This is a genomic window from Thiohalobacter thiocyanaticus (assembly GCF_003932505.1).
Lineage (GTDB): Bacteria > Pseudomonadota > Gammaproteobacteria > Thiohalobacterales > Thiohalobacteraceae > Thiohalobacter > Thiohalobacter thiocyanaticus.
The window spans coordinates 2,812,158-2,838,503 of the sequence record NZ_QZMU01000001.1 but is presented as its reverse complement, the minus strand read 5'-3'; the positions used below and the strand labels follow the sequence as shown (position 1 = coordinate 2,838,503).

General features: G+C 66.1%; 24 protein-coding genes. 8 read left to right on the top strand and 16 right to left on the bottom strand.

Features of this window, described 5'->3' with window-relative positions:
- Positions 1–2: 2 nt before the first annotated feature.
- The 5 genes from D6C00_RS13270 to D6C00_RS15840 form a co-directional block, all read right to left on the bottom strand.
- A complete protein-coding gene (locus D6C00_RS13270) occupies positions 3–2,201 on the bottom strand; it encodes a xanthine dehydrogenase family protein molybdopterin-binding subunit (RefSeq protein ID WP_125182142.1) in 2,199 nt (732 codons plus the stop codon).
- The gene (locus D6C00_RS13265) at positions 2,198–2,671 is read right to left on the bottom strand and encodes a (2Fe-2S)-binding protein (protein WP_125182141.1); all 474 of its coding nucleotides are present in this window, start codon (positions 2,669–2,671) and stop codon (positions 2,198–2,200) included. The genes D6C00_RS13270 and D6C00_RS13265 overlap by 4 nt, the downstream gene beginning before the upstream one ends.
- A 76-nt stretch (positions 2,672–2,747) precedes the next feature.
- Positions 2,748–3,665: an aldo/keto reductase gene (locus D6C00_RS13260; RefSeq protein WP_125182140.1), complete on the bottom strand. Its 918-nt coding sequence runs from the start codon at positions 3,663–3,665 to the stop codon at positions 2,748–2,750.
- A 32-nt stretch (positions 3,666–3,697) separates the two neighbouring features.
- Positions 3,698–4,264 carry a transglycosylase SLT domain-containing protein gene (locus D6C00_RS15845; RefSeq protein ID WP_206609574.1) on the bottom strand — a complete coding sequence of 189 codons (567 nt, stop codon included), beginning with the start codon at positions 4,262–4,264 and terminating at the stop codon, positions 3,698–3,700.
- Between the two features lie 366 nt (positions 4,265–4,630).
- Positions 4,631–5,077 (bottom strand): transporter substrate-binding domain-containing protein, encoded by a 447-nt coding sequence (locus D6C00_RS15840; protein WP_206609573.1) that lies wholly within the window; start codon positions 5,075–5,077, stop codon positions 4,631–4,633.
- A gap of 411 nt (positions 5,078–5,488) precedes the next feature.
- Between D6C00_RS15840 and D6C00_RS16610 the strand changes: the two genes are divergently transcribed.
- Positions 5,489–5,650, top strand: coding sequence for a hypothetical protein (locus D6C00_RS16610; RefSeq protein ID WP_158675424.1), 162 nt, complete (start codon positions 5,489–5,491; stop codon positions 5,648–5,650).
- Positions 5,651–6,120: 470 nt separating this feature from the next.
- On the opposite strand, the gene D6C00_RS13245 is transcribed toward D6C00_RS16610, so the two are convergent.
- The 8 genes from D6C00_RS13245 to D6C00_RS13210 all read right to left on the bottom strand — a co-directional run bounded on the left by D6C00_RS13245 (position 6,121) and on the right by D6C00_RS13210 (position 13,767).
- Positions 6,121–6,399 carry an MTH1187 family thiamine-binding protein gene (locus tag D6C00_RS13245; protein WP_125182139.1) on the bottom strand — a complete coding sequence of 93 codons (279 nt, stop codon included), beginning with the start codon at positions 6,397–6,399 and terminating at the stop codon, positions 6,121–6,123.
- A 16-nt stretch (positions 6,400–6,415) separates the two neighbouring features.
- A complete protein-coding gene (locus D6C00_RS13240) occupies positions 6,416–6,811 on the bottom strand; it encodes an HIT family protein (protein WP_125182138.1) in 396 nt (131 codons plus the stop codon).
- 349 nt (positions 6,812–7,160) lie between these two features.
- A complete protein-coding gene (locus tag D6C00_RS13235) occupies positions 7,161–9,665 on the bottom strand; it encodes a glycogen/starch/alpha-glucan phosphorylase (protein WP_125182137.1) in 2,505 nt (834 codons plus the stop codon).
- Between the two features lie 8 nt (positions 9,666–9,673).
- Complete coding sequence (locus tag D6C00_RS13230; RefSeq protein ID WP_125182136.1) at positions 9,674–10,141, bottom strand: hemerythrin domain-containing protein; 468 nt, start codon at positions 10,139–10,141, stop codon at positions 9,674–9,676.
- A gap of 105 nt (positions 10,142–10,246) precedes the next feature.
- Positions 10,247–11,035 (bottom strand): dienelactone hydrolase family protein, encoded by a 789-nt coding sequence (locus D6C00_RS13225; RefSeq protein ID WP_125182135.1) that lies wholly within the window; start codon positions 11,033–11,035, stop codon positions 10,247–10,249.
- Between the two features lie 69 nt (positions 11,036–11,104).
- Positions 11,105–11,626: a peptidase associated/transthyretin-like domain-containing protein gene (locus D6C00_RS13220; RefSeq protein ID WP_206609572.1), complete on the bottom strand. Its 522-nt coding sequence runs from the start codon at positions 11,624–11,626 to the stop codon at positions 11,105–11,107.
- A 13-nt stretch (positions 11,627–11,639) separates the two neighbouring features.
- On the bottom strand, positions 11,640–12,926 hold the full coding sequence (locus D6C00_RS15835) for a hypothetical protein (protein ID WP_206609571.1): 1,287 nt from the start codon (positions 12,924–12,926) through the stop codon (positions 11,640–11,642).
- A gap of 109 nt (positions 12,927–13,035) precedes the next feature.
- Positions 13,036–13,767 (bottom strand): BON domain-containing protein, encoded by a 732-nt coding sequence (locus D6C00_RS13210; RefSeq protein ID WP_125182134.1) that lies wholly within the window; start codon positions 13,765–13,767, stop codon positions 13,036–13,038.
- Between the two features lie 141 nt (positions 13,768–13,908).
- Here D6C00_RS13210 and D6C00_RS13205 point away from each other — a divergent pair, with 141 nt between their 5' ends.
- From D6C00_RS13205 to D6C00_RS13190, 4 genes are read left to right on the top strand one after another with little or no spacing between them, the layout of a single operon-like run.
- On the top strand, positions 13,909–14,163 hold the full coding sequence (locus tag D6C00_RS13205; RefSeq protein ID WP_125182133.1) for a DUF4212 domain-containing protein: 255 nt from the start codon (positions 13,909–13,911) through the stop codon (positions 14,161–14,163).
- Between the two features lie 7 nt (positions 14,164–14,170).
- Positions 14,171–15,949, top strand: a complete 1,779-nt coding sequence (locus D6C00_RS13200) for a sodium:solute symporter family protein (protein ID WP_125182132.1) — start codon at positions 14,171–14,173, stop codon at positions 15,947–15,949.
- Between the two features lie 16 nt (positions 15,950–15,965).
- Positions 15,966–17,813 carry a putative nucleotidyltransferase substrate binding domain-containing protein gene (locus D6C00_RS13195; RefSeq protein ID WP_125182131.1) on the top strand — a complete coding sequence of 616 codons (1,848 nt, stop codon included), beginning with the start codon at positions 15,966–15,968 and terminating at the stop codon, positions 17,811–17,813.
- Positions 17,813–18,487: a 3'-5' exonuclease gene (locus tag D6C00_RS13190; RefSeq protein WP_125182130.1), complete on the top strand. Its 675-nt coding sequence runs from the start codon at positions 17,813–17,815 to the stop codon at positions 18,485–18,487. Before D6C00_RS13195 ends, D6C00_RS13190 begins: the two co-directional genes overlap by 1 nt.
- Before the next feature lie 239 nt (positions 18,488–18,726).
- Here D6C00_RS13190 and D6C00_RS13185 read toward each other — a convergent pair whose 3' ends face one another.
- Together D6C00_RS13185 and D6C00_RS13180 are read right to left on the bottom strand one after the other, a co-directional pair.
- Positions 18,727–21,594 (bottom strand): bifunctional diguanylate cyclase/phosphodiesterase, encoded by a 2,868-nt coding sequence (locus tag D6C00_RS13185; protein ID WP_158675423.1) that lies wholly within the window; start codon positions 21,592–21,594, stop codon positions 18,727–18,729.
- A gap of 249 nt (positions 21,595–21,843) precedes the next feature.
- Positions 21,844–23,355: an HDOD domain-containing protein gene (locus tag D6C00_RS13180; protein WP_158675422.1), complete on the bottom strand. Its 1,512-nt coding sequence runs from the start codon at positions 23,353–23,355 to the stop codon at positions 21,844–21,846.
- A gap of 127 nt (positions 23,356–23,482) precedes the next feature.
- On the opposite strand from D6C00_RS13180, the gene D6C00_RS13175 reads away from it, so the two are divergent.
- The 3 genes from D6C00_RS13175 (at position 23,483) to D6C00_RS13165 (ending at position 25,702) form a co-directional block, all read left to right on the top strand.
- Positions 23,483–23,791, top strand: coding sequence for an antibiotic biosynthesis monooxygenase (locus D6C00_RS13175; RefSeq protein ID WP_125182127.1), 309 nt, complete (start codon positions 23,483–23,485; stop codon positions 23,789–23,791).
- The gene (locus D6C00_RS13170; RefSeq protein WP_125182126.1) at positions 23,788–24,975 is read left to right on the top strand and encodes an iron-containing alcohol dehydrogenase; all 1,188 of its coding nucleotides are present in this window, start codon (positions 23,788–23,790) and stop codon (positions 24,973–24,975) included. The genes D6C00_RS13175 and D6C00_RS13170 overlap by 4 nt, the downstream gene beginning before the upstream one ends.
- Positions 24,976–25,105: 130 nt before the next feature.
- Positions 25,106–25,702, top strand: coding sequence for a DUF938 domain-containing protein (locus D6C00_RS13165; protein ID WP_125182125.1), 597 nt, complete (start codon positions 25,106–25,108; stop codon positions 25,700–25,702).
- Positions 25,703–25,753: 51 nt separating this feature from the next.
- On the opposite strand, the gene D6C00_RS13160 is transcribed toward D6C00_RS13165, so the two are convergent.
- Complete coding sequence (locus D6C00_RS13160) at positions 25,754–26,233, bottom strand: Fe-S cluster assembly transcription factor (RefSeq protein ID WP_125182124.1); 480 nt, start codon at positions 26,231–26,233, stop codon at positions 25,754–25,756.
- Positions 26,234–26,346: the final 113 nt, after the last annotated feature.

Genomic DNA, 26,346 nt, shown 5'->3' with positions numbered 1-26,346 from the left:
AATCAGACCGCAAGGCGCAGCGGAAGACGATCGAAGTCCTGGCCGGTGAGTACGCTCAGTGCATTGGCCACGGCCGGCGCGATCACCGGCGTGGCCGGCTCGCCCACGCCGGTGGGCGGCTCGGTCGAGGGCACGATGTACACCTCGACCTCGGGCATGCGGTCGATGGCCAGCACCTCGTAGCCATCGAAGTTCGACTGCACCACCAGACCGTCCTCCAGGGTAATCTCGCTCATCAGGGCCGCGGCCAGGCCGAAGGCCATGCCGCCTTCCATCTGGGCGCGGATATTGTCGGGATTGACCGCCACCCCGCAGTCCACGGCGATCACCACCCGCTCCACATTGATGCGCCCGTTGTCGCCGACACTGACCTCGGCCACCTCGGCCACATAGGAGTTGAAGGACTCGTGCACCGCCACGCCGCGCGCCCTGCCCTCGGGCAGCGGCCGACCCCAGCCGGCCTTCTCCGCGGCCAGTTCCAGTACGCCAAGGTGGCGCGGATGGTCCTTGAGCAGCCCACGGCGGTAATCGACCGGATCGCGGCCGGCGGCGCGGGCCAGTCTGTCGATGAAGGTCTCGACCGCGAAGGCGGTGTGGGTCGAGCCCACCGAACGCCACCACTGCACCGTGACCGGCAGCTCGGTGGTGACCAGATCCACCTCCAGATTGGGAATGGCATAGGGCAGGTTGGCCGCGCCCTCGACCGAGGTGGCGTCCACCCCGTCCTTGACCATGCCGCCCTCCATGACGGTACCGGCCATGATGGACTGGCCGACGATGCGGTGACGCCAGGCCAGCGGCATGCCCTCGCCGTCCAGGCCGGCCTCGAGCTCATGGTAATAAAACGGCCGGTAGTAACCGCCGAGCATGTCGTCCTCGCGGGTCCAGACCAGCTTCACCGGTCCCCGCTCCTGTGCGGCCCTGACGATATGCGCCGTCTCCACCAGGTAGTCCGAATGCGGATTGGCGCGCCGGCCGAAGGAACCGCCGGCATAGAGCATGTTGATCTTCACCTGCTCCGGCTTCAGGCCCAGCACCTTTGCCACGTTCTGCTGATCCACGGTCTGGAACTGCTCGCCGTTCCACACCTCGCAGCCATCGTCGGTGAGCTGCATGACGCAGTTGAGCGGCTCCATCGCGGCATGCGCCAGATAGGGCATATGCATGGCCGCCGTCAGACGGGTGGAGGCATTCTCCAGCACGCCGGCGGCATCGCCCTCGCTGCGCGCGACCGCGGCCTCTCCTCTGGCCTTGTCCCGGTAGTCGGCCAGGATCTCCTCGCTGCTCATGCGGAAGGCGCCGGATTCATCCCATTGCACCTGCAGCGCTTCGCGGCCCTTGATCGCGCTCCAGGTGTCGGCGGCCAGCACGGCCACGCCGGTGGGGATCTCGAGCACCTCGGTGACCCCTTTGACCTGCTTCGCCGCGGCAGCGTCGAAGCCCTTGACCTTCGCCCCGAAGCGCGGCGGATGCGCCACCACCGCCACGCGCATGTCGGACAGCTGGATGTCCTGGGTATAGGCGGCGCTGCCATCGAGCTTGGCCGCATTGTCCAGCCGCGGCAGGAAGGTGCCGATCAGGCTGAACTCCTCCGGCTCCTTGAGCAGCACCTCGTCCGGCACCGGCTGGTCGGCCGCCGCCGCGGCCAGTTCGCCGAACCGCGCCGTACGGCCGCTGTCCGCATGACTCAGCATCCCCTTACTGACCTGGATCTCCGCGGCCGGCACGCCCCATTCGGCGGCGGCGGCCTGTACCAGCATATGGCGCGCCGTGGCGCCGGCCTGGCGCATCTGGGTGTAGGCATTGGCGATGGCGGTGCTGCCGCCGGTGCCCTGCAGCTTGCCCCACTGCAGATTGTTGTAGCGTTCGGGATCGGCCGGTGCCGGCACCGGTACGATCTGCGACCAGTCGGCGTCGAGTTCCTCGGCCACCAGGGTGGCCAGCCCGGTGAAGGTCCCCTGCCCCATCTCCAGGTGCTTCATCACCACCTCGACGCGGTCGTCGGGCAGGATGCGCACGAAGGCGTTGGGCTCGAACTCGGCCGCGGGGGCGACCCGCTCCCCGGCCTGACCGGGACCGGCGGCGCCGGATTCGGCCTCGCGGCCGCAGCCGGGCAGGTACAGGGCCAGGGTCAGCCCGGCGCCGGTGGACAGACTGCGGATCAGGAACTGGCGACGGGTAAGCCTGAAGGGCGCGTTCATGCCTCACCTCCCTGCGCACGGAGTGAGGCGGCAGCCTGCCTGATCGCCTGGCGGATGCGGGCGTAGGTGTTGCAGCGGCACAGGTTACCCTGCATGGCATCGTTGATGTCCGCGTCGTCCGGATCGGGATTGCGTCCCAGCAGATCGATGGCGCTCATGATCTGGCCGGACTGGCAGTAGCCGCACTGGACCACGTTCAGCTCGGCCCAGGCCGTGCGCACCGCATGCGCCGTGTCGGAATCCACGCCCTCGATGGTGGTGATGGCCTTGCCCTCGGCCGCGCTCACCGGGGTGACGCAGGACGGCAGGCTGTGGCCGTCCATGTGCACATAACAGGCGCCGCAGCGGGCGATGCCGCAGCCGTACTTGGTGCCGGTCAGGCCCAGCACGTCGCGCAGCGCCCACAGCAGCGGCATGTCGGGATCGACATCCAGTGAATGCGACTCTCCGTTGACAGTGAGTTTGATCATGAACGACTCCCCATATTCATGTGCATCTGGTGCAGGAGTATAGAAGGCGGAACGGTCCCCGTCTGCCCGTCACACGCTACAGACCGGCGACATGCTGCGCAATCCGCCGGCGCATGGCCGCATCCGGCAGCGCGCCGCAGGCCGCGCCCAGGTTCTCCCGCAGGTGGTCGACCCGCCGGGTGGCCGGGATGGCGCAGGTCACGGCCGGATGCGAAATGATGAATTTCAGCAGCACCTGGGCCCAGTTGTCGCAGTCGATCTCGGCCGCCCAACCCGGCAGCGGCGCGCGGCCGATGTGCTCGAACAAGGCGCCGCGGCGGAAGGGCCGGTTGACGATCACCGCCATGCCGCGGTCGCGGGCCAGGGGCAGCAGGGTGTCCTCCGCCTCCCGGTCGAGCGCATTGTAGGTGAACTGGACGAAATCCAGCGGCTCTCGCTGCATGATGCGGATCAGTTCCTGGTGCCGGCGGCCATGAGAGGTGGTCACGCCCACGTAGCGGATCTCGCCCCGATCCTTCATGGCGAACAGGTTGGGCAGGTGGGTCTTCCAGTCCAGCAGGTTGTGCACCTGCATCAGGTCGAGTCGCGGCAGGCCCCACAGGGCCTTCGAATGTTCCATCTGGACATAGCCCTGGCGGGCGGTGGTGGTCCAGACCTTGGTGGCGGCGAACAGGCCGCGGTGACGACCGATGCGCTCCAGGCAGCGGCCGACGACCTGTTCGGAGGTCCCGTACATGGGCGAGGAATCGACCATCCCGCCGCCCTGTTCCAGCAGGGTACGCAGCACGGCTGTGCGCTGCGTCAGCGCGCTTTCGTTGTCGGGGTCGATGCCGAAGGTCAGCCAAGTGCCCATGCCGATGACCGGAATGGCCTCGCTGCTGCCCGGAATGGAACGGGTATGCCGTGCCTTGCAACCGGCGCGGGCCGGGCCCAGGGCGAGTGCCGCACCCAGACCGGCCAGCCCCTGCAGGAAGCGGCGGCGGTCAGAACGCATGGTTCAACTCCCCTCTGACACCCCGCCGGGCCTCACTCCAGGTGATTCTCCAGCACATGCCGGTATTCGCGGATGCGCTGCACATAACGGACGGGTTCGGTACCGCGGGCATAGCCGTATTTCAGATCCTTGTAGTATTCCTTCTTCGCCAGCAGCGGCAGCACCTGTTTGATGTCGCGCCAGTGATGAGGGCTCAGGTCCAGCCGCCGCGCCAGGGTCTGGGCATCGTGCAGTGGGGCCCGACCGACATTGTAGGCCGCCAGCGCCAGCCAGATACGGTCTTCGCCTGTCACCTCTTCGGAGAAGCGATCCATCATCCGGGCCAGGTACCTGGCCCCGCCGAAGATGCTCTGCTTCGGATCGAGGCGGTTGTCGACCCCCATCGCCCGGGCCGTGTTCAGGGTCAGCATCATGATGCCGCGCACCCCGGTCGGGGACCGGGCCCGGGCGTTCCAGTGCGACTCCTGATAGCCCTGCGCGGCCAGCACCGTGTAGGGCAGATCGTATCGCTCCGCCGCCTGCCGGAACAGTTCACGGTATTCGGGAAAACGGGCGTCGATGCGGCGGATGTAGGTCCGGATATCCACATAGTCGAACACTTCGAAGAAACCATAGTAGCGTTCCTGCAGGCCGGCAAGGCGGCCCTGGGCTGGATGCTGGCGGCGAACTCCCGGAACCAGTCATCCACGGCCCGCTGCAGCGAACGGTTGCCGCGCGCCAGCATCCAGCCCAGGGACTGGGCCCTGGAGAGGTTCATGGGCGTGATCAGTTCCGGGTAGTAGCGGCGGTTGATATCGACGATGGTGGAATCGGCCACGGTGCAGTCCAGCTCGCGCTCCCAGACCGCGCGCCACAGCTCTTCGGTGGTGTGTGCTCCGTGGTCTCCTGCCATTCCAGCTGCGGATGATCCTTCCCGAGCTGTTGCAGCCGCCGGCTGTAGCTGCTGTCGACCAGCACCTCGAGTTTCAGACCCGCCAGTTCCGCCACCGTCTCCGGCTGCACATTGTCGCGCCGGCACACCACCTGCTGGGTGACATCCTGATAGGCGGGGCCGAAGGCGAACCGGTCACGCCGGCTGTCGAGGATGATGTCAGGCCCGGCGCTGCCAGATCGCCTTCACCCGCTTCCAGCGCATCCAGGATCCCGGGCACGCCCTCCTTGACCCGGAATTCCACCGCGACGCCCAGATGGGCGGCGAAGGCCTCGGCCAGGTCGTGCTCGGGGCCGGTGGGCGCGTCGTCGCGGCCGATGTACCAGGTGGTGGGGGCGTTGCGGGTGAGGACGACCAGTTTGCCGGATTCACGGATCGCGTCCAGGTCACGGTAGGACGCCTCGGAATCCGGTTCCCGGCCACAGCCTGCGGCCAGCAGCAGCATGACGAGCGGCAGGAGCAGAATGCTTCTGAAGTACATGGTTCCTCCTCACTCGCGACAACAAACCGGAAAGGCTTTTTTCTAATCTTGGCAAGGGCTAGGCCATTCCCGGCGCACCGCGCCTTGATGCAGACGCGGCTTGAAGCCCTGAGTGGCGTCTAACTTACGTTCTCATTAGTAAACCAAGGAACCCCTGATCAGTTCAAACAATCCTGTCATTGCGAGCGCGCCCGAACGAAGTGACAAAGTGCCCTTGGGGTGTAGCGAAGCAATCTCGCACAGCAGCATCAGTCGGTTGGGGATTATTCGCTACGCTCACCCCTTCGTACCCATAGGGCATAAAGGACCGCCCTGCGTACCCATGGGGCATAAAGGCGTTCTGCGCTCGCAAGCTCGCTTGTGCCGCGGCGCTACGCGCCTCGCAATGACGGCTCGCTAACCGAAGCGGGTATGCAGGTACTGATTGATGGCATCGGATTCGTACACGCCAGGACACGCGACCGTCATCTTCCTCGATGCGCAGGCAGGGACCTGGACCTTGCCGCCGCCGGCTTCGAGCACCTGTCGGTGTTCGAGGTCGTGCTGGGCATCGCGCAGTTCGATGTTGAGTGACAGTACCCGCAGGTGGTCGTACCTTGCTGCAGAAGGGGGACAGTGTCCGTACTGTTACCGTGCCAACCTGCGGTGGCGGCGTCCACCCCGGCTGCGCCTCTGTGCCGCTCGATGGCTGGGATCGGTCGCGTTTCTCTCCCGCCAGCGGGGCCGCTCCGGCGCGCACGTCCGCGGAAGAAGCGTCGGCTCAGTACCCTGTCTCATTAAGGCGAGTGTTCCAGTTGCCTGCCTTGGTGTCGTCCCTTCAGCACTTTTGCGTGGCGCGGATCCCCGCCGGCGGCACCGGCGCGGCGCCGCCGCGCTTTATTCAGGAGTTCATTTCTTTCGTTCTTCCCGGCGCCGGCCGGGCTCCCGGGGGGGGGGGGGGGGGGGCGTCTCCCTGGATGCGGCTTCGCCGGCCTGGCGGATTCATCCGAGTTTTCTTAAAAAAAACTTTGCTCATCTCGTCCCGTCAGCGTCACGAACCATCCTCACAGTCGTTTGCCGGCCAGGTCGGGGGCCTTGTCGGTGCGGGTCTCGAGCTTGAGATAGCTCACCAGCCGGATGGTGCCCTCGTCATGCAGCACCTGGTGGACTTCTTCCACCGCCGCCAGGATGGCGCTGAGCTCGCCCTGGATGTTGGTGCCCGAGGCATGCGTCTCAATGACGAAATCCCGCCCCTGCAGCAGTTCCACCACCCGCATGATCCGGGGCCGGACCGAGACCCCGTCGCCGATGGGCACCACCTGGAATTCCGCTGTCGCCTGCATACCCGCCTCCCGTGGATCAGGCACTCTGCTGCTTCACGTATTTCTGCTTGTCCGGTATCACGCCGCGCACGCCGCCGCGCGGGTTCTCCATGTCCCCCCAGTAGCGGGGCATGACGTGGATGTGCACATGCATGACCGACTGACCGGCGGCGGGGCCGCAGTTCACACCTACGTTGTAGCCGTCGGGCTGGCGTTCCCGGTCGTTGATCGCCTTGACCTCGTCGATCAGTTCCATGACGGCGACCTTCTCCTCCCGGGTCATGTCGAAGTAGTCCGCCACATGGCGCTTGGGCATGACCAGCATGTGGCCGGGTGAGACCGGATAGGTATCGTAGCTGGCCCAGGCCAGGTCGTTTTCCAGCACCTTGTCGTGCTGGCGGCAGAACAGACAGGGTTTTTCCGATTCAGACATGGAATACTCACCGCTTGCTAGGGTCTGTAAACACTAATCCAATCGCCTCTGCTGGGGCTGATTTTTCGTCCAGCAAGGCAGAATGAGCGAAGTGTAGTTATTCTACATGAGCGAATGATAACGCCGCTGGGCGGAAAATCAGCCCCAGCCCTGCGGGTTGCGCCTGAAACAGCGCCACTCGTCGTTGCTCGTCGCTTATTTGGAATCACCAAACTGCGCTCCTCGCGCCTCGATTGGCGCTGTTTCAGGCCCAACAGAGACGATTGGATTAGTGTTTACAGGCCCTGGAAATCCAGCGCGGCATTATACCCCATGCGTCGCCGGAAAAGGCAGGTTGCGGGCGGGGTCTTTACAGCGCCTCGGGCGGGACGGCTTCCAGCTTCCAGATGTCCCGGTTGTATTCCTGCATGGTCCGGTCGGTGGAAAAACGTCCACTGCGGGCGGTGTTGAGGATGCTCATCCGGGTCCAGCGCGCCGGGTCCCGGTAGGCGGCCGCGGCGCGGGCCTGGGCATCGACATAGGCGCGGAAATCGGCCAGGGTGAGCCAGGGATCCCCGGGGCTGGTCAGGGCCTGGATCAGGGGGTCGAACAGCCCGGGCTCGTAGGGATTGAAGCGCCCGCCCTGCAGCAGCTCCATCACCGCCTGCAGATCGGGATCCGCCTCGATGAACGCCTGCGGCCGGTAATCGGCCCGGGTGGCAGCCACCGCCTCGGCGTCCAGGCCGAAGCGGAAGAAGTTCTCCTCCCCGAGCTCCTCCAGGATTTCGATATTGGCGCCGTCGTAAGTGCCCAGGGTGATGGCGCCGTTCATCATGAACTTCATGTTGCCGGTGCCGGAGGCCTCCTTGCCGGCGGTGGAGATCTGCTCGGACAGATCCGCGCCGGGACAGATCAGCTCCATGCTGGAGACACGGTAATTGGGCAGGAACACCAGTTTCAGCCGGTCGCCCACATCCGGGTCGGCATTGACCAGCCGGGCCACGCTCGTGATCAGCCGGATGATCAGCTTGGCCATGGCATAACCCGGGGCGGCCTTGCCGCCGATCAACACGCAGCGCGGCGTCCAGTCCGCGGTATCGCCGCGCTTGATGCGGGCGTAGAGATGAATCACGTGCAGGCAGTTGAGCAGCTGGCGCTTGTATTCGTGGATGCGCTTGACCTGGATGTCGAACAGGGCATCCGGGCTGAACACCGCCCCGGCCTCGTCCCTGACCAGCGCGGCCAGGCGCTGTTTGTTGGCCTGTTTGACCTCGCGCCAGCGGCGCTGGAAATCGGCATCATCGGCCAGCGTCTCGAGCTGTCGGAGCTGAGCGAGATCGGTCACCCAGCCGTCACCGATGTGCTCCGAGATCAGGCGGCTCAGGCGCGGATTGCACATGGCCAGCCAGCGGCGCTGGGTCACGCCGTTGGTCTTGTTGTTGAACTTCTCCGGCCACAGCTCGAAGAAGTCGCGGAACAGGCCTTGCGTGAGCAGCCGCGAGTGCAGGCCGGCCACGCCGTTGACCGAGAAGCTGCCGACGATGGCCAGCCAGGCCATGCGCACCATGGGGGTCTCGCCCTCCTCGATCAGCGACATGCGCCGCAGCCGGTCGGTGTCGCCGGGCCAGCGCCGTTCCACCTCGCCCAGGAAACGGGCATTGATTTCGTAGATGATCTCCAGCAGGCGCGGCAACAGCCGCTCGAACAGATAGACCGGCCACTTCTCCAGCGCCTCCGGCAGCAGGGTGTGGTTGGTATAGGCCATGGAGCGGGTGACGATGCCCCAGGCCCGGTCCCAGTCCAGCCGCTGCTCGTCGACCAGCAGCCGCATCAGCTCGGCCACGGCGATGCTGGGATGGGTGTCATTGAGCTGGAAGCAATTGCGCCCGGCCAGCTGTTCATAGTCGTTGCCGTTGAGCCGCAGGTGGCGGCGCAGCACGTCCTTGAGACTGGCCGAGGCCAGGAAATACTGCTGACGCAGCCGCAGTTCCTTGCCGTTCTCGCTGGCATCGTTCGGGTAGAGCACCATGGTGATGTGTTCGGCGTCGTACTTGGACTCCACCGCCAGGTCATAGTCGCCGGCATTGAAGTCATCCAGGTCGAACTCGTCGGTGGATGTGGCCGACCACAGGCGCAGACTGTTGACGCTATCGTTGCCATAGCCCGGCACCGGCACGTCGTAGGGCACGGCCAGTACGTCGTGGGTGCCGACCCAGCGCACGCGCTGCCGGCCCTTCTCATCGCGGTAGAACTCGGTGCGACCGCCGAAGTGGACGCGCTGGGTGTACTCCGGCCGTTCCAGTTCCCACACATGGCCGTCGCGCAGCCAGTGATCGGGTTCCTCGACCTGGCGGCCGTCGACGATCTCCTGGCGGAACATGCCGTACTCGTAACGCAGTCCGTATCCCAGCACCGGCAGCTGCAGGGTGGCACAGCTGTCGAGGAAGCAGGCCGCCAGCCGGCCCAGACCGCCGTTGCCCAGACCGGCGTCGTGCTCGGCCTCGGCCAGTTCCTCCAGGGCGAGACCGTAACGCTGCAGCACCTGGCGTACCGGCTCGGTGATGTCCAGGTTGAGCATGGCGTTGCCGAGTGCCCGGCCCATGAGAAATTCCAGCGACAGGTAGCAGGTGCGCCGGGCGTTGCGCTTTTCGTAAGCCGCGCGGGTGGCCTTCCAGCGCTCCATCAGGCGGTCGCGCACGGCATAGGCCAGGGCCTCGTAGAGGTAATGATCGGTGCAGTGCTGCTTGTCCCGGCCCAGGGTGCGGTTGAAATAACGCAGGAAGTCCGCATCGATGGCGGACTCGTCCATCGCCAGCGGCGGCAGATCGGTCAGCTCGGGATGGACGGTGAGGGTATTGGCGCGATTGCGGGTCATGGACGCGATCAGAACGACCACTCCCGTCGGTTGTCCGGCGGCTGCATCCGGTTGAGCCGGGCCACGGCCTCGTCGCGGCGCGCCAGCAGGGTGCTGTCCCCGAAGCGACTGAAGATCTCTTCCTCGTAGGCGTCGTGATCCAGCATCATCCGGTACAGGGGTGCGAGCGAGGCCTCGAAGTGCTCGGATTCACGGTGCTTCAGGACATAGGCAAGGTCGTGCAGCATGCGGACAATGTCGTCATGGTCCTCGACCAGGCTGTCGATATCCTCGCGGGCATCGGCCACGGTCTCGCGAAACATGGGATAGAGCACCTCGTCCTCGATGCGCATGTGCAGCTTGAAATCCTCCACGAACTCCCGGAACAGGCGCTCGGCCTCCTCCCACCGACCGGCGCCCGCGGCCAGCTCCACCTCGCGCAGGGCTGCCTCGTACTTGCGATGATCATGGACCAGCCAGTTGTCGGTCGTGTTCATGGGAACCTCCTGCTGCGTTGTCCCACAGCCCTGACTATAACAAATGCCGGCGGTATTGCACGGCCGGCGGCCGGACAGCCGGGCATCCGGTCGGGTTATGGCCGGCTAGCGCGCAAAGGCGCCGGCCAGCAGGGCCTTCATCTTCTCCCAGGAATCCCTGTCGGCGTGGGCGTCGTAGACCAGCGGCAGATCGAATTTCTCGCCCATCTCATCGGCACCCGGGTTGGTGAAACTGTGCTTGACACCGGGATAGCTGACATAGGTATAGGCCGCGCCGGCCTGTTCCATCTCGGCGACAAAGGCCTGGATCTGCTCCAGCTTGACGAAGGGGTCGGCGCCGCCGTTGGCCACCAGGATCTCGGCCTGGATCTCACCCGGCCCGGCCGGGTTATCGCTGCCCAGTGAGCCGTGGAAGCTGGCCACGGCGTCCAGCGGCAGACCGCGGCGGGCCATCTCCAGCACCATGCCGCCGCCGAAGCAGTAGCCGATAGCGGCGATATCATCCTCGCGCACCAGCGGATGTTCCTGCAGCCGCTGCATGGCGGCACGGAAGCGCGCCTCGGCCGCGGCCATGTTGGCCTTCACTTCCCCGGCGAACTTGCCGGCGTCCTCGGGATGATCGGCGCGCCTGCCCTGGCCGTACATGTCCACCGCCAGGGCGACGTAGCCGAGCCCGGCCAGCTGGCGGGCCCGGTCGCGGGCATAGTCGTTGTGGCCCCACCACTCGTGCACCACCAGTACACCGGGCCGTTTGCCCCTGACCGCCTCGTCATGGGCGATGAAACCGTGCAGTTCGGTGTCGCCGCTGGTATAGACCACTTCCTCGCCGACCACCGCGGCACCGGCCAGGGGGGCGACAAGCAGTGTTGCCAGCAGAATCAGAACAGGTCTCATGGCTCTCTCCGCATGTTGTTGGTATTGCCCTGGATTGTAGCCGGGAATGCAGCGAACCGCACAACGGAATCAGTCCGCTTCCAGGATGCGGCGGCGGATACTCTGTTCTTCCGCGTCGCTCAACAGGCCCTCGTCATGCAGCTCCTGAATCACCCGCAGCTGACGCAGGCGGCGCTGGGCAGGAGACTCTGCCGCCGCCTCCGGGGGGGGCGCGGCAGACGGGCGTGCAGGTGCCGGCCGGGTGGCGGGCGGTTCCGGGGCCGGCACGGCGGGTGCAACGGCTGCCGCAGACGCCCCGCAGTCCAGGCGCGCCAGAATGCCCTGCTCGATATCGCTGCGGGTCACCCGCCGGCGGTAGTCGGTACAGCCGTCCCGGCGCAGGATGATCACGCCATAGAGATCGACATCCTCCGGTGGATAGCTGTTGGGGTAGATGTCGCGCTCGGACAGGGTCAGGGGCGTGGTGCCGACCCGGCCGCCTATGGTGAATACCCGGGCGCCGGCCGGCTCGGAATCGATGCGGAAGCGCTCCACCGCGGACACGACCGGCACCTGGCCGCCGAGGGCCAGCGCCACCAGTCCGACAGCCACGCGGCGCGACAGATCAGAAGGCCGCATCGAATCCGAACAGGAAGTAATGCTCCCGGCTGAGATGGCCGGTCCAGTACTGACCGGTCTGGTCATCCTTGTCCAGCAGGTCCACGTTCAGCTCGGCGATGCCCTTGACGTTGCGCATGAAATAGTAGGACGAGGTCAGGGTCAGGCTGTTGATGTCGATGCCTTCGTAGATGGTGTCGGTATTGTCCAGGTCGTCGGCATCGGCGTAGTTGTACAGCAGGGACCAGGCCCAGCGCTCATTGGGAATATAGTCGATGCCGGCAAAACCGCCGGACCATTCATAGTCCCGGTCCGGTCCGCCGTCGATGAAGCGGTCCCAGCGATTGTGCAGGAACTGGGCGTACCAGTGAAGCTTCTGGCCGAAGGCGCCCGAGGCGTCCAGCCCCCAGACCTCCTTGTCGCGGTTATGCAGCCCCTCGTCCAGGCCGGCCGGGCCGGTGATGCTGCGCTGCTTGCCGCTGAGGCCGAACAGGCCGACATTGACCGGCCCGATATCGGTGCCCAGGCGGCCGAAGGCGGTCTTGCTGTTGTCATTGTCGAACATGTTGTCCGGCCGGTTCAGGCCGGGGCTGTTGAGGTCGAAGTTGCTGCTCACCCCGTTGCCGTTGACCAGGCCGAGCGAGGCCTCGACCGGGCCGAGGTCGCGACCGAACAGCACGCCGCGATCATAGGTGATGCCGGCCAGGCGGTAGACCATGTAATCCTGGAACGGGAGGCGCACCTCGCGCGGGAACATCAGGTCCGAGATCTGGAACTGGCCCAGCATCAGGCTGGTACCCGAGCCGAGGACATCGTCGTGCTGGAACCAGGCATCCTCCACGATCACCTCGCCGTTGCCGCCCTTCTCGGCGAAGATGGCGTAGAAGTAATAGGTGATGTGATCGCTGAGTGGGGCGCTGGAGAGCAACTTGATGAGATAGGGCGACTGGAAGTCGGTGGTGGCCGAGCGGCTGCTGCCATCCAGAGGATTGATGTTGTCGGCCTGGCGCGCCTGCATGTAAGCCTGGGCACGCACCGCCAGCGGCAGTTCCTTCGGCAGGGCCAGGCGTTCGTCGCCGCCCGACAGGGTGCCGTCCTTCCAGTTGGGCAGGCGCATGTTGTTGGCCGCGAAGTGCTCGCCGAACTGGTTCAGCTTGGGGAAGGCCGAATGGCAGGCGGCGCAGCTCATCTCGTACTTGCGGGCGAAGGCGGGCATGGCGCTCGCGTCGCTGAAGACCGCGCCGAGCAGCAGCACGCCCGTGCCGGCGATGAAACGATGGATGCGCGTGATCATTGTCCCTCCAGTCCTTTTGATTATGTGCGGCAGCACCCGGAACTAAAGCCCATGCCGTCCGCCCGGTCAATACCCGGTCGGGCGGAGAGTGAAGCCTGGCTGACTTGGATCAACCGTGGGTCTGGATCCGGTCCTGTACCTCATGCACACCCAGCACATACCAGGCATCCAGCCGGGCCAGGCGCTTTTCCTCCCGACTGGCCACGGAGCCCTGCAGGGTCACCCTGCCGTCGCGGGCCCTGACCTGCAGCTGATCGGCATGCACCAGCGGATCCTTTTCCAGCACGATGCGCACGGCATCGGCCAGTTCGCCGTCGTTGTCCTTCTCCGCCGGCACCACCCTCAGGTCGTTCTGCACATCCTCGCAGCCGCCGGACCACCAGGCCAGGACATCCGCCAGCCGGCGATGAGTCAGGCTCCCGACCTGGCCGCTCAGCCTGACCACCCCGCCGACGGCCTCGATCTCGATCCAGCCGCGCTCACCGTTATGACCCTCGCGTATCCGTTCGGTCACGCCGTTGCGGGTCTCGCACAGCAGGTAATCGTTGAAGGCCGATTCCTGGCTCAGGCTCCGCACCACCTCGTCGCGCAACGCGCCGTCTTCCTCCGGCTCTGCCGGCACCACCCGGAGGTGGTCCAGCACGGGCACCTGATGGGCGATACGGCGGACCACCGCCGCGGCGCAGCGTTTGGCGGCGATGTTCTCCACCTCCCCCTCCAGGATCAGGCCGGAATCGCGGTAATGGACCCGGATCGGGTAGTGATGCATGTCGATCTCGGGGTGATTGGCCAGGGCGGACGTGACCAGTCTCACCATAGGGTTGGAAGATGTGTTTGCCATGATGCCTCCCGCTGCCGCCTTCTGCCCCAAGTATAGGCCAGCATGCAAGGAAATCCGGCGCGCCCTGCGCGGCCGGACTACCGGATTGATTTCAATTGTTTTACATTGGCCGGGCCTGTGGTCAAGCCGGGAGACAGCGCCATGAACAGTCCTGCCAGAGCCTACTGGAAAGCCAACCTCCGGCTGGTCAGCCTGCTGCTGATCGTCTGGTTCATTGTTTCCTACGTTTTCGGGATCCTCCTGGTCGAACCGCTCAACAGCATCCGTCTCGGGGGTGTCAAGCTGGGCTTCTGGTTCGCCCAGCAGGGCTCCATCTATACCTTTCTGATCCTGATCTTCGTCTATGCGGTGGGGATGAACGCCCTGGATCGCCGTTTCGGCGTACACGAGGACTGAGACGACCATGGAGCTGCAGACCCTGATCTATCTGGTGGTGGGCGCGAGCTTCGCGCTCTATATCGGCATCGCCATCTGGGCGCGGGCGGCCAGCACCGGCGAGTTCTATGTCGCCGGCAAGGGCGTGCATCCGGTCGCCAACGGCATGGCCACGGCCGCGGACTGGATGTCGGCAGCCTCCTTCATCTCCATGGCCGGGCTGATCGCCTTCACTGGCTATGACGCCTCGGTGTATCTGATGGGCTGGACCGGCGGCTATGTGCTGCTGGCCATGCTCCTCGCGCCCTACCTGCGCAAGTTCGGCAAGTTCACCGTGCCCGAGTTCATCGGCGAGCGCTACTACTCCCAGACCGCGCGTCTGGTGGCCGTGGTGTGCCTGATCGCGGCCTCCATCACCTACGTCATCGGCCAGATGAAGGGCGTGGGTGTGGCCTTCGGCCGCTTCCTGGAGGTGGAGTTCGAGACCGGGGTGCTGGTCGGCATGGGCATCGTGTTCATCTATGCCGTCATGGGCGGCATGAAGGGCATCACCTACACCCAGATCGCCCAGTACTGTGTGCTGATCTTCGCCTACACGGTGCCGGCCGTGTTCATCTCGCTGCAGCTCACCGGCACCCCCATCCCGCAGCTGGGCCTGGGCAGCGAGCTGGCCGGCAACGGCACCTATATGCTGGACAAGCTGGATCGGATCATCACCGAGCTGGGCTTTGCCGCCTACACCGAACAGAAGGGCTCGACGCTGAATCTCTCGCTGCTGACACTGTCGTTGATGATCGGCACCGCCGGGCTGCCGCACGTGATCATCCGCTTCTTCACCGTGCCGAAGGTGCGCGATGCGCGCTACTCGGCCGGCTGGGCGCTGCTGTTCATCGCCATTCTCTATACCACCGCGCCGGCGGTCGGCTCCATGGCCCGGCTCAATCTCACCGAGATGGTTCAGACCGGCCCGGTCGGCACACCCGAGGCCAATCTGCGGTACGCGGAGCGACCGCAGTGGTTCCGCACCTGGGAGACCACCGGGCTGCTGGAATTCCAGGACAAGAACGGCGACGGCCGCATCCAGTACTACAACGACGCCAATCCGGACTTCGCCGAACGGGCACGCCAGTGGGGCTGGGAAGGCAACGAACTGGTCACGGTCGACCGCGACATCATGGTGCTGGCCAACCCGGAGATCGCCGGCCTGCCGGACTGGGTCATCGCCCTGGTCGCTGCCGGCGGCCTGGCCGCGGCCCTGTCCACCGCCGCCGGGCTGCTGCTGGCGATCTCCTCGGCCATCTCCCATGACCTGCTCAAGGGCGTGCTCATGCCCGACATCCCGGAGAAGCGCGAGCTGCTGGCCGGGCGCCTGTCCATGTTCGGCGCCATCGTCCTGGCCGGCTATCTCGGCATGAACCCGCCCGGCTTCGCCGCCGAGGTGGTGGCACTGGCCTTCGGTCTGGCGGCTTCCTCCATCTTCCCGGCCCTCATGCTGGGCATCTTCCACAAGCGCATGAACCGCGCCGGTGCGGTGGCCGGCATGCTGGCCGGACTGGGTTCGACCCTGGTCTACATCTTCGTCTACAAGGGTTGGCTGTTCCTCCCCGGCACCAACAACCTGCCCAACACGGCCGAGTACTGGCTGCTGGGCATCCAGCCCGAATCCTTCGGCGCGGTCGGCGCCCTGATCAATTTCACCGTCGCCCTGGCCGTGGCGCGCATCACTGCCGCGCCGCCCGAGCATATCCAGCACCTGGTCGAGGACATCCGGGTTCCCCGCGCGGCGCAGCCGGGCGGAACCGGCTGAGGCGGGGGCTGGCGACATGGAGGTCGAACTGCTCGAGATCCGGGACTTTCTCGCTGACCACGCACCCTTCGATGTCCTCAGCCCGGACCTGCTGGAGGTGCTGCCGCATCAGCTGGTGGTGCGCTACCTGCGCCGCGGCACGGCCTTTCCACCGGCCGATGCCACAGCACCCGCCCTGTACATCCTGCGCAGCGGCGCCGTCGAGCTCCGCAACAGCGACGGAACCCTGTCCGACAAGCTGGGCGAAGGCGACCTGTATGCCGGCTTGTGCGAAGCGGACAGCTCAGTCTCCGGGGTCACGGTCGAGGACAGCCTGCTGTATCTGCTCGACTGCCGGGCCCTGGCCAGCCTGCGTGAGGCTTCGGCAGCCTTCGACCGTCAGTTCGCCGCCGACCGCGCCGAGCGTCTGCGTCGGGCGGCCGCCCCGCGGCCCGGCGCGGGAATCGACGTACTGAGCCTGAAGGCGGCTGACCTGCGGCACCGCGAACCCGTGACCCTTGACGCCGACATGACCATCCGCCAGGCCGCGCAGCTGATGTCGGCCCAGCGGGTCTCCTCGGTGCTGGTCACGGAAGGTGAGCGCCTGGCCGGACTGATCACCGACAGCGACCTGCGGCACCGCTGTCTGGCCCGCGGCCTGTCACCGGACAGTCCTGCACGCAGCATCATGACGCCCGATCCGGTCACCATCGACGGCGATGAACTGCTGGCCGAGGCCCTGCTGTGCATGACCCGGATGCAGGTCCATCATCTGCCGGTGCTGATACAGGGCCGGCTGGCCGGCATGCTCACCCTGTCCGACCTGGCCCGTCACCAGGGCAGCAGCCCGGTACTGCTTGCCACCGACATCCAGCGCGCCGACGGCATCGAGGCACTGGCGCAGATCTGTCGCCGGCTACCGGAACTTCAATTACAGTTGGGACTGGCGAACACCCGACCCTCGTACATCGGTGCGGCCATCGCCTCGATCACCGACGCCCTCACCCGCCGGCTGCTGGAACTGGCCGAATCGCGGCTGGGACCGGCACCGGTGCCTTATGTCTGGGCGGCGGGCGGCTCCCAGGGCCGACAGGAGCAGACGGTGCATTCGGATCAGGATCATGCCCTGATCATCTCCGACGACCTGCGCGACACGGACAGGGAATATTTCGCCGAACTCGCCCGCTTCGTCAGCGACGGGCTGAACGCCTGCGGTTTCCCCTACTGTCCCGGCAACGCCATGGCCAGCAACCCGCAGTGGTGTCAGCCGTTGCAGGTGTGGCACGGCTACTTCAATGACTGGATCGAGCGGCCGCAGCCGAAGGCACTGATGCATGCCAGCATCTTCTTTGACCTGCGCGCCATCCACGGCGAGCCCGTACTGCTGCAATCCCTGCAGGAACAGGTGCTGGCCCGGACCCGCGCCAACCGGATCTTCATTGCCCATCTGACCGCCGCCGCCCTGCAGCACCGGCCGCCGCTGGGCTTTTTCCGCAACTTCGTGTTCATCCATGACGGCGAGCACGACGCCACCCTGGACCTCAAGCGTCGCGGACTGCTCCCGATCGTGGACCTGGCCCGGATCTACGCCCTGTCCGAAGGCATCGACGCGGTCAACACCCGCGAGCGTCTGGAGGCGGCGATAGCCACCGGCGCGCTCGGCATCGACCTGGGCAGCAGCCTGCTGGACGCGCTGGAATTCATCGCCGGCCTGCGCATCCGTCACCAGGCCCGGTGTCTGCGCGAAGGCCACTCACCCGACAATTACCTGCCGCCGGATACACTCTCCGGCCTGGAGCGCAATCACCTCAAGGACGCCTTTCGACTGATCCAGAGCCTGCAGGCAACCCTGGAGAACCGCTACCAGGCGGGGCGCTTCAGCTGATGTGGACACGGCTGCCGGGCGCGGACCTGCGCCGCCGCTGGCTGCGGCGGCGGCTTCCGCCCAATCCCCTGCAGGCCTATCTGGCCGCGCCCCTGCCCGCGCGCCGGGCCCGGTGCCGGGAACTGGAATTTCTGGCCCTGGACATCGAGACCAGCGGACTGGATCCGGCCCGCGACCGCATCCTGAGCCTGGGCACGGTCGTGGTCCGCGACCTCGCCGTGCCGCTCGACAGCGCCTGGTACCGGCTGGTGCGGCCCGGACGACCGTTGTCCGGGGACAATGTACGCATCCATCACATAACCGATGATCAAGCCGCCGCCGGTCTGCCGCTGTCCACGGTGCTGCCGGAGCTGCTCGAACAGCTGGCCGGGCGGGTGCTGCTGGCCCATCATGCCGCCCTGGAACTGGGGTTTCTGAACCGGCTGTGCCGGGACTGGTACGACGCCCCCCTGCTCACCCGGGCGGTCGACACCCAGTTGCTGGCGCGACGCCGTCTGCAGCGCCGCGGTCAGGCCTTCCGCGGGCGCGACCTGCGCCTGTACAACCTGCGCGCCGAGCTGGGCCTGCCGCGCTACCGCGCCCATCATGCGTTGAGTGACGCCCTGGCCACGGCGGAACTGTTCCTGGCGCTGCTGCCGGACGCCGATTGCCGGTTGCGCGAGGTGCTGTGCTGAAGATCGGCGTGGGAGACAGAAACGCAGTGGACGCAAAGGCGCTCAGGCGCACAGGATGCAAATCGGGTTGGGTGCGTAGCAGCACAACCCGACATCCTGCAGGCTGTCGGGTTACGCTGCGCCAACCCGACCTACGTGCTGCCAGAAACTTCCCATGATTCGAGGCCTGGATTTCATTTTTGCGTCCTTGCGTCTCTGCGTGCTCTGCGTTATCCCTCGCCTCGCGTAACAGGTGAGCCTCAGGCCAGGGCATCCGCGTCGGGTGCCTCTGCCCGCTGCGCCCGCAGCAGCTCGGTGATTGCTTCCGCCGGCAGCGGCCGACTCAGCAGATAGCCCTGCACCAGATCGCAACCGTGCTGGCGCAGGAAATCGAGCTGGGCCTGCGTCTCCACGCCCTCGGCGATGACAGTGCGGTTGAGGTTGTGGCCGAGGGCAATCGTCGCGGCAACAATGGCGGCATCGTCCGAGTCGCGGGTCAGATCCATGACGAAGGAGCGGTCGATCTTGAGCCGGTCGATGGGGAAGCGCTTGAGATAGGCCAGGGAGGAATAGCCGGTACCGAAATCATCAATGGCCAGATGCACGCCCATGGTCTTGAGCGCACGCAGCATGGTCACGGTGTCTTCGCCGTTGTCCATCAGCACCGTCTCGGTCAGCTCCAGTTCCAGCCGGCCTGCCTCGAAGCCGGTCTCGCGCAGGGTGCGCGAGATCACCTCGGTCATGTCCTGACGCTGGAACTGGCGCGAGGAGATGTTCACCGCGATGCGCTGCGGCAGCAGGCCCTGTTCCAGCCAGGCCATGCCCTGTTCGCAGGCCGCCTGCAGCACCCGGTTGCCGATGGGCACGATCAGGCCGCTGTGCTCGGCCGTGGCCATGAAACGGTCGGGGCCGACCAGGCCCTGGGTGGGGTGTTCCCAGCGCAGCAGGGCCTCCAGGCCGACCACCGTGCTGCCGTCCAGATCCCACTGCGGCTGGAAGTACAGCCGGAACTCGTCCCGTTCCAGCGCCTTGCGCAGCTCGTTTTCCAGCTGCAGACGGTCGTGCGCCTCGGCATTCATCTCCGGGGTGAAGAACTGTACGCTGTGTCCGCCCTGGCGCTTGCTGCGGTACATGGCGATATCGGCGTTCTTGAGCAGGGTGGCGGCGTCCTCGGCATCGTCCGGGAACAGGCTGATGCCGATACTGGCGGAAACCGCGGTATCCTGACCGGCCAGGCGGTAAGGCAGGGCCAGAACCTCCAGCAGGCGTTCGGCAAGCTCGCCCACCCGCTGGAAATCGTCGGCGTCACTGAGCAGCACCGTGAACTCGTCGCCGCCCAGCCGGGCCAGCTGGTCGTCGCTGCGCACGTTCTCGCGCAGCCGCTGCGCCACATCCTGCAGTAGCCGATCGCCGACGTCGTGCCCTAACGTATCATTGATGAGCTTGAAGTCATCCAGGTCCAGAAAGAAGATGGCCACCCGGGCCTGGTGACGACGGGCATGCTGCAGGGCGTGATTGAGCGCGGAGCTGAAGGCCGAGCGGTTGGGCAGGCCGGTCAGCTTGTCGAAGTTGGCCAGATCATACAGGCGCTCCTCGACCTGCTTGCGCTCGATAGCGATGCCGGCCAGGTGGGCGGCACCGGACAACAGCTCCAGATCATCAGGATGGGGCGAGGCCACTTCCCGCTGATAGATGCCGAAGGCCCCCAGCACCTCGCCGGCGGCGGACTTGACGGGCTCGGACCAGCAGGCGCGCAAGCCCGCGCCGGCCGCCAGCTCGCGCAGGCCTTCCCAGTAGGGGTGGGTCATGATGTCCTCGACGATGACCCGCTCACCGGTGTAGCAGGCCGCACCGCAGGAGCCCACCCGGGGGCCGATCTCCAGGCCATCGACCGCCTCGCAGTAATGCTGCGGCAGGCTGGGGGCCGCCCCGTGGCGCAGGTGCCGGCCGTCGGTATCGAGCAGCAGGATGGAACAGATGATGTCGGGCCGCGCCGCCTCGGTCTCTTCCATCAGGGTATGGAGTATGTCCGGCAGGGGCATGCCGGTGGCGAGCATCTCCAGCACCCGGCCGCGGCCGCGGCTGATGCGCTCGGCGCGGGTCCGCTCGCCGATCTCCCGCTCCAGGGTACTGTTGGCCTGACGCAGCTCCCGGGTACCGGCCTGGATCCGCGCCTCCAGCCCGTCCAGCGTCTGCTGCAGCGAACGTCTGGCGCGTTCACGCTCATCGACCACTGCACCCAGCAGCAGGCCGGTCAGGGCCACCACCAGGATATAACCCTGCAGCAGCCAGACCGACTCCAGTCCCGTTTCCCGCACGAAGGGACCCGCGCCCTGGACGGTATTCCAGAGCGCGATCAGCGTCAGCAGGGCGATCAGAACGGTGGTGCCACACCGGCCGGTGCGAAAGGCCGCCCAGACCAGGAACGGCAGGGCGAGGAAACCCAGCGGCAGTCCGCTGGCCGGGGTGTTCAGCCAGCCGCCGAAGGCGGTGTGCGTAACCCCCAGGGCGAGCAGGATGATCAGGGCTGATTCCAGCAGACGGTGCCGGTTCCAGCTGCGCGCACCCGCGTCGTACCCACTCAATAGCAACGGCGTCAGCACCAGGGCACCGGCCGTATTGCCCAGGCTCCAGATCCACCACATCAGACCGGCGTTCTGCCAGGCGATCACCCCGCTCAGAGCCAGGGCGCCCACACCCAGGGTGGCGCTCAGGCCGGCCACGGCGATGAATACGGCCAGGGCGAACAGCAGCACGCTGCGGGAACCGGACAGGGGGTCGGTCGTGCCGCTCAGCCGCCGGAACAGCGCGGCCGCGACCAGGGCCTCCAGCACGTTGGCGGTATCCAGTGCCAGCGCCAGCGCCAGCGGCAGTTCCAGGATGAAGTAATCGTGGACCAGAGCGCCGATCAGGATACCCGGCCAGACCCGTGCGCCCAGTCGCAGGACCGCGGCAACGGCCAGCCCGGTGGGCAGCCACAGGGGCGACCACAGGCCGATATCCTGGCTGCTGGACAGGACGAACTGGCCGTTCACGAGCGCGGTCAGAAAATAGCCGGCGGCGAGCAGCAGCCAGACACCGGCCAGCCCTACGGGCGAGGCCGGGGCAAATGTGACGCGTGCAGTCAAACCTTCCCCACAGGACAACCACCCCGGAAGGCAGCCGCCGACAACTCAATAAACGGGATAATCCCCTGAAAAAATGCAGTTTCTGACGCCGTCCCTGGGTCGCAAGACTGGCTCAGACAATACCGCTTCCCAGGCATGCGGGCAAATGGGTCCGCGCTGCACCCGGCCCCGGGTCACGACTGCACCCCGGCCACGGCCGGCAGGCTGCCGGGCAGCCGCTGACTGCTGATGACGGTGGCCTTACCGCACCTACCTCCCCTGATACAGCAGTGACAGGGCCATGTTGGCCTGCTGCCCGAAATGCTTGAAGCTGGAAAAATCGTCTTCCCTGAGCGGCCGCCGGCTGGGCAGGCGGTCGGCATAGAACAGCCCGATGGCCCGGTTCTGGATCAGGATCGGCATGGCCATGAAGGGGGCCTCGCCGGTGACGCTGCGCACCTCCTCGGTCACCAGCCCGAGCAGGCGCGAATCACTCTCGCGCGAAATCCAGCAGGGCTCCCGGCTGTCCAGCACATGCAGAAAGATGTTGGCCTTGACCGGCGAGACCTCATAGGCGAAGCGCTGGCGCAGCGCCTGCTGGTCCCAGCCCAGCACATAGCGGGCCTTGAGCTGGCTGCGGTCCCGGGACATCAGGGCGAACAGGGTGCGGTCCATACCCACGCCGCGGTAGATACCCTCCAGCACCATCTCCAGCATCAGGTTGAAATCGAACCGGCCCTCGATCAGCGAGGTCACCTCGCGCAGGATCTTCAGCTGCAGCATGGGGTCGGGTTCGGGGAAGCGATTGATCTGCCCCGGCTCCTCCTCGGCCTCGCGCCGCACCCGCGCCCGCGGTTTTTCCGGCAGAGGAATCAGCTCCGAGGCAGTGCCGGCACCGAAGCAGGCTGCCGTCTTCTGCGCCTGGCCGGCGTTCCTGACCACCATCTGCTCCACATCGCTGACCGGCAGATACAGATTCTCCGCCACGCGCGCCAGCAGCTGTTTCATCTCCGGCGTCTCCCAGCCCTGCTCGGCGGTCAGCGCCAGCTCACGCGCCAGTTCCACATTACTGACCCGGGGATCGGCCTCGCTCTTGCCCTCCAGGGCATGCTCCACCAGGGTGCCCAGGCGCCACTCACGGGCCAGCTGCAGCGACAATGCCTCGAATTCGAATCCCAGCAGCTCCCGCTCCAGCGCCGCCGGGTCGGCACCGGGCTGTTCCAGTTCGGTGTTGAGGCGGTCGGCCACTTCGCTGGCATGGCCCCAGAAGGCCAGCCGCCCCAGGCTGTACAGCAGGGTGGCGATGAAGACCTCCTCGGGCGAGCGGTCGCGGCGCTGCTGGGCGAAGGCGCGCGCCTGCACCGCGGCATGAAAGGCCCGGGCCATGTCAGCGGCCAGCCGTGCCTTGTTGGCGCCCTTGGCGGCCGACTCCACCACGGCGATGGACAGCGCCAGGCTGCGCACCGTGTCGAAACCCAGCAGCACCACGGCGCGGGAGACGGTGCTGATGCTCTTGCCCTGGGTGTTGTAATAGGGGCTGTTGGCGATGCGCAGCAGTTTGGCGGTCATGGCCGCGTCCTGCAGGATCACGTTGGCCAGCTCCGAGGCCGAACTCTGGCGGTCGGCGGCCATGCCCGAGACCGAGCGCAGGGTATGGGCGAAAATGGGCATGCCCTGCTGACTCAGCACATCGACCCATTCGGTCAGGTTGCGTGGGTTCCTGGCGTCGGGCGCCGGCTTGGCGTCGTCGGAACCGGCGTTCAGGACTGCATCGTCTGCCATAATTGACCCTGGGAGGGTAGGGTTAACCGGAAGCATTCTTTATCATAATGTGTCGGTCAGCTGTCCGGGAGCTTGAACCCGGGCTCCGAAACGGCCGAATAAACTGATTGAATAACAGGAGATTGTTATGCACGTCACCCTGGTTCAGGTTCATGTCCGGCCCGAGCATGTGGAGGATTTCATCACCGCGACCGAGGTCAATCACCGGGCCTCGATCCAGGAGCCCGGCAACCTGCGCTTCGACGTGCTGCAGTCCCCCGAAGACGCCACCCGGTTCGTGCTCTACGAGGCCTATACCGATGCCGCGGCGGCACGGGCGCACAAGGACACCCCGCACTACCAGGCCTGGCGCGATGCCGTCGCCGACTGGATGGCCGCGCCGCGCCAGGGCATCCCGTACCAGGGGCTGTTGCCCCGCGCCGGGGAGGAGGCATGATCGCGCCCTTCTCGCTTGCCCGCCTGCCGCGTATCGAGTTCGGCAGCGGCCGACTGCAGCGGGTGCCCGAACTGGCTGCACGCTACGGCACCCGCGCCCTGCTTGTCACCGGTGCGCGCTCCTTCACCGATTCACCCCATGCCGCCGGTCTCTACTCCGGCCTGAAAGAGGCAGGCGTGGGCTGGAAGCAGTTCCAGGTCAGCCATGAGCCCTCACCCGAGCTGGTCGATGACGCCGTGGCGAAATACCGTGACGGGGACTTCGCCGTGGTCATCGGCATCGGCGGCGGCAGCGTGCTGGATGCGGCCAAGGCCATCGCCGGGCTGCTGCGGCCCGGCAATTCGGTGATGGACCACCTGGAGGGTGTGGGCCCCGAACTCCCCTATGCGGGGCCGGCCGTGCCCTTCGTCGCGGTGCCGACCACCGCCGGCACCGGCAGCGAGGCGACCAGGAACGCCGTGCTCAGCCGCCAGGGCGAGGACGGCTTCAAGAAATCCTTCCGCGACGAACAGCTGGTGCCCGAATACGCCGTGGTCGATCCGGACCTGCTCAGCGGCTGCCCGCCGCAACTCATCGCCGCCAACGGCATGGACGCACTCACCCAGCTGATCGAATCCTACGTATCCCTGCGAGCCAGCACCATCACCGACGCCCTGGCCATCTCCGGGCTGCGGGCGGCGCGTGACGGCCTGCTGGACTGGTACCAGCACGGCAGCAGTGCCATCGAGGCGCGTGCGCGTATGGCCTATGCCGCACTGATCTCGGGCGTCACCCTGGCCCAGACCGGGCTGGGCTCGGTGCACGGGCTGGCTTCGCCGCTGGGGGCTTTCTTTCCCATCGCCCACGGCGTGGCCTGCGGCACCCTGGTGGCCGAGGCGACCCGGATCAACATCGAGGTGATGTGCGAGCGCGAGCCCGACAACCCGGCCCTGGCCAGGTACGCCCGGCTGGCGGAGATACTGTGCCAGCAGCGCATTCGCGAGCCCGAGACCGCCTGGCGGAAACTGGTGGACCGGCTGAACGAGTGGACCGATCAGCTCGACCTGCCGGAACTGGGCGAGCTGGGTGTGGAGGAAACCGACCTGCCGCGCATCGTGGCCAACAGCCGCGGCAGCAGCATGAAGACCAACCCGGTGGTCCTGACCGACGCCGAAATCACCCATCTGCTGGAGCAACGACTGTAGATCGGGGGATTACATGGTTACGTAGGTCGGGCCACCCGCAGGGCGTGACCCGACACAATCCACCGCGCCTGTCGGGTTACGCTACGCTAACCCGACCTACGAAACCAACTTTGATTAAAGAGTACAGACCATGAGTGCAAAACCCTTCGCCGAATCCAGCGAACAGAACAAGCAACCCATCCTGGCCGTGCTCCAGCATGAGTTCGCCGGTATCGAGAGCGTACTGGAGATCGGCAGCGGCACCGGCCAGCACGCCGTCTTCTTCAGTGCCGAGCTGCCGCACCTGCGCTGGCACACCAGTGACGTGCACGAGAACCACCCCGGCATCCTGCAGTGGCTGGAGGAGGCTGACCTGGACAACGTCGTCCCGCCCATCAGGCTGGACGTTGCCACCGACGCCTGGCCCGAGCACAGCTTCGACGGTGTGTTCAGCGCCAACACCGCCCACATCATGCACTGGAACGAGGTCGAGGCCATGTTCCGCGGCGTCGGCCGGATACTCAAGCCGGGCGGACGCTTCTGCCTGTACGGTCCGTTCAATTATCACGGCCAGTACACCAGCCCGAGCAACGAGCGCTTCGACCAGTGGCTGAAGGAACGCGACCCTGAAAGCGGCATCCGCGATGTGGACGATCTCAATGCCCTGGCACAACAGACCGGTCTGAAGCCGGCCGAGGACTACGCGATGCCGGAGAACAACCGGATCCTGGTGTGGGAGAAGCGATGAGGGAGAGGGAGAGCCTGGTACTCCTTCAACATGACATTGAAGGAGACTAGCTCAGGCCAGGGTAAAGCGCTTGACCTCGTGCTCGTGCGTCTGGCCGTTCTCACCCTGGCGCTCGATCACCTCGCGCACCGAGGGGCGGGAGAGGAATTCCTCCAGGTTGATCTGGGCCAGGTAGTCGTGGATCTGGCGGGACAGGTTGTTCCACAGTTCGTGGGTCAGGCAGCGCTCGCCGCCCTGACAGTTCTCCCGGCCCTCGCACAGGGTGGTATCGACCTTCTCGTCGACCGCCAGGATGATATCGGCCACCGATATCTCGCCCGCGGGCTTGGCCAGCCGGTAGCCGCCGCCGGGGCCGCGCACGCCCTTGACCAGACCCTGGCGGCGCAGCTTGGCGAACAGTTGTTCCAGGTAGGACAGGGAGATCCCCTGACAGCGCGAGATGTCCGCCAGCGTGACGGGCCCGGTGTCCTGATGGACGGCCAGATCCATCATCGCGGTGACCGCGTATCGGCCCTTGGTTGAAAGTCGCATGATGTCGTACCCGCAAATCCTTACATGATTAGTAAGGCTTTATACTAATCCTGAGCAAATCAGTCAACTATAAGCTGCGCAGGGTTTTTTCCGGGGGGCAGGCCGGTGCCGGG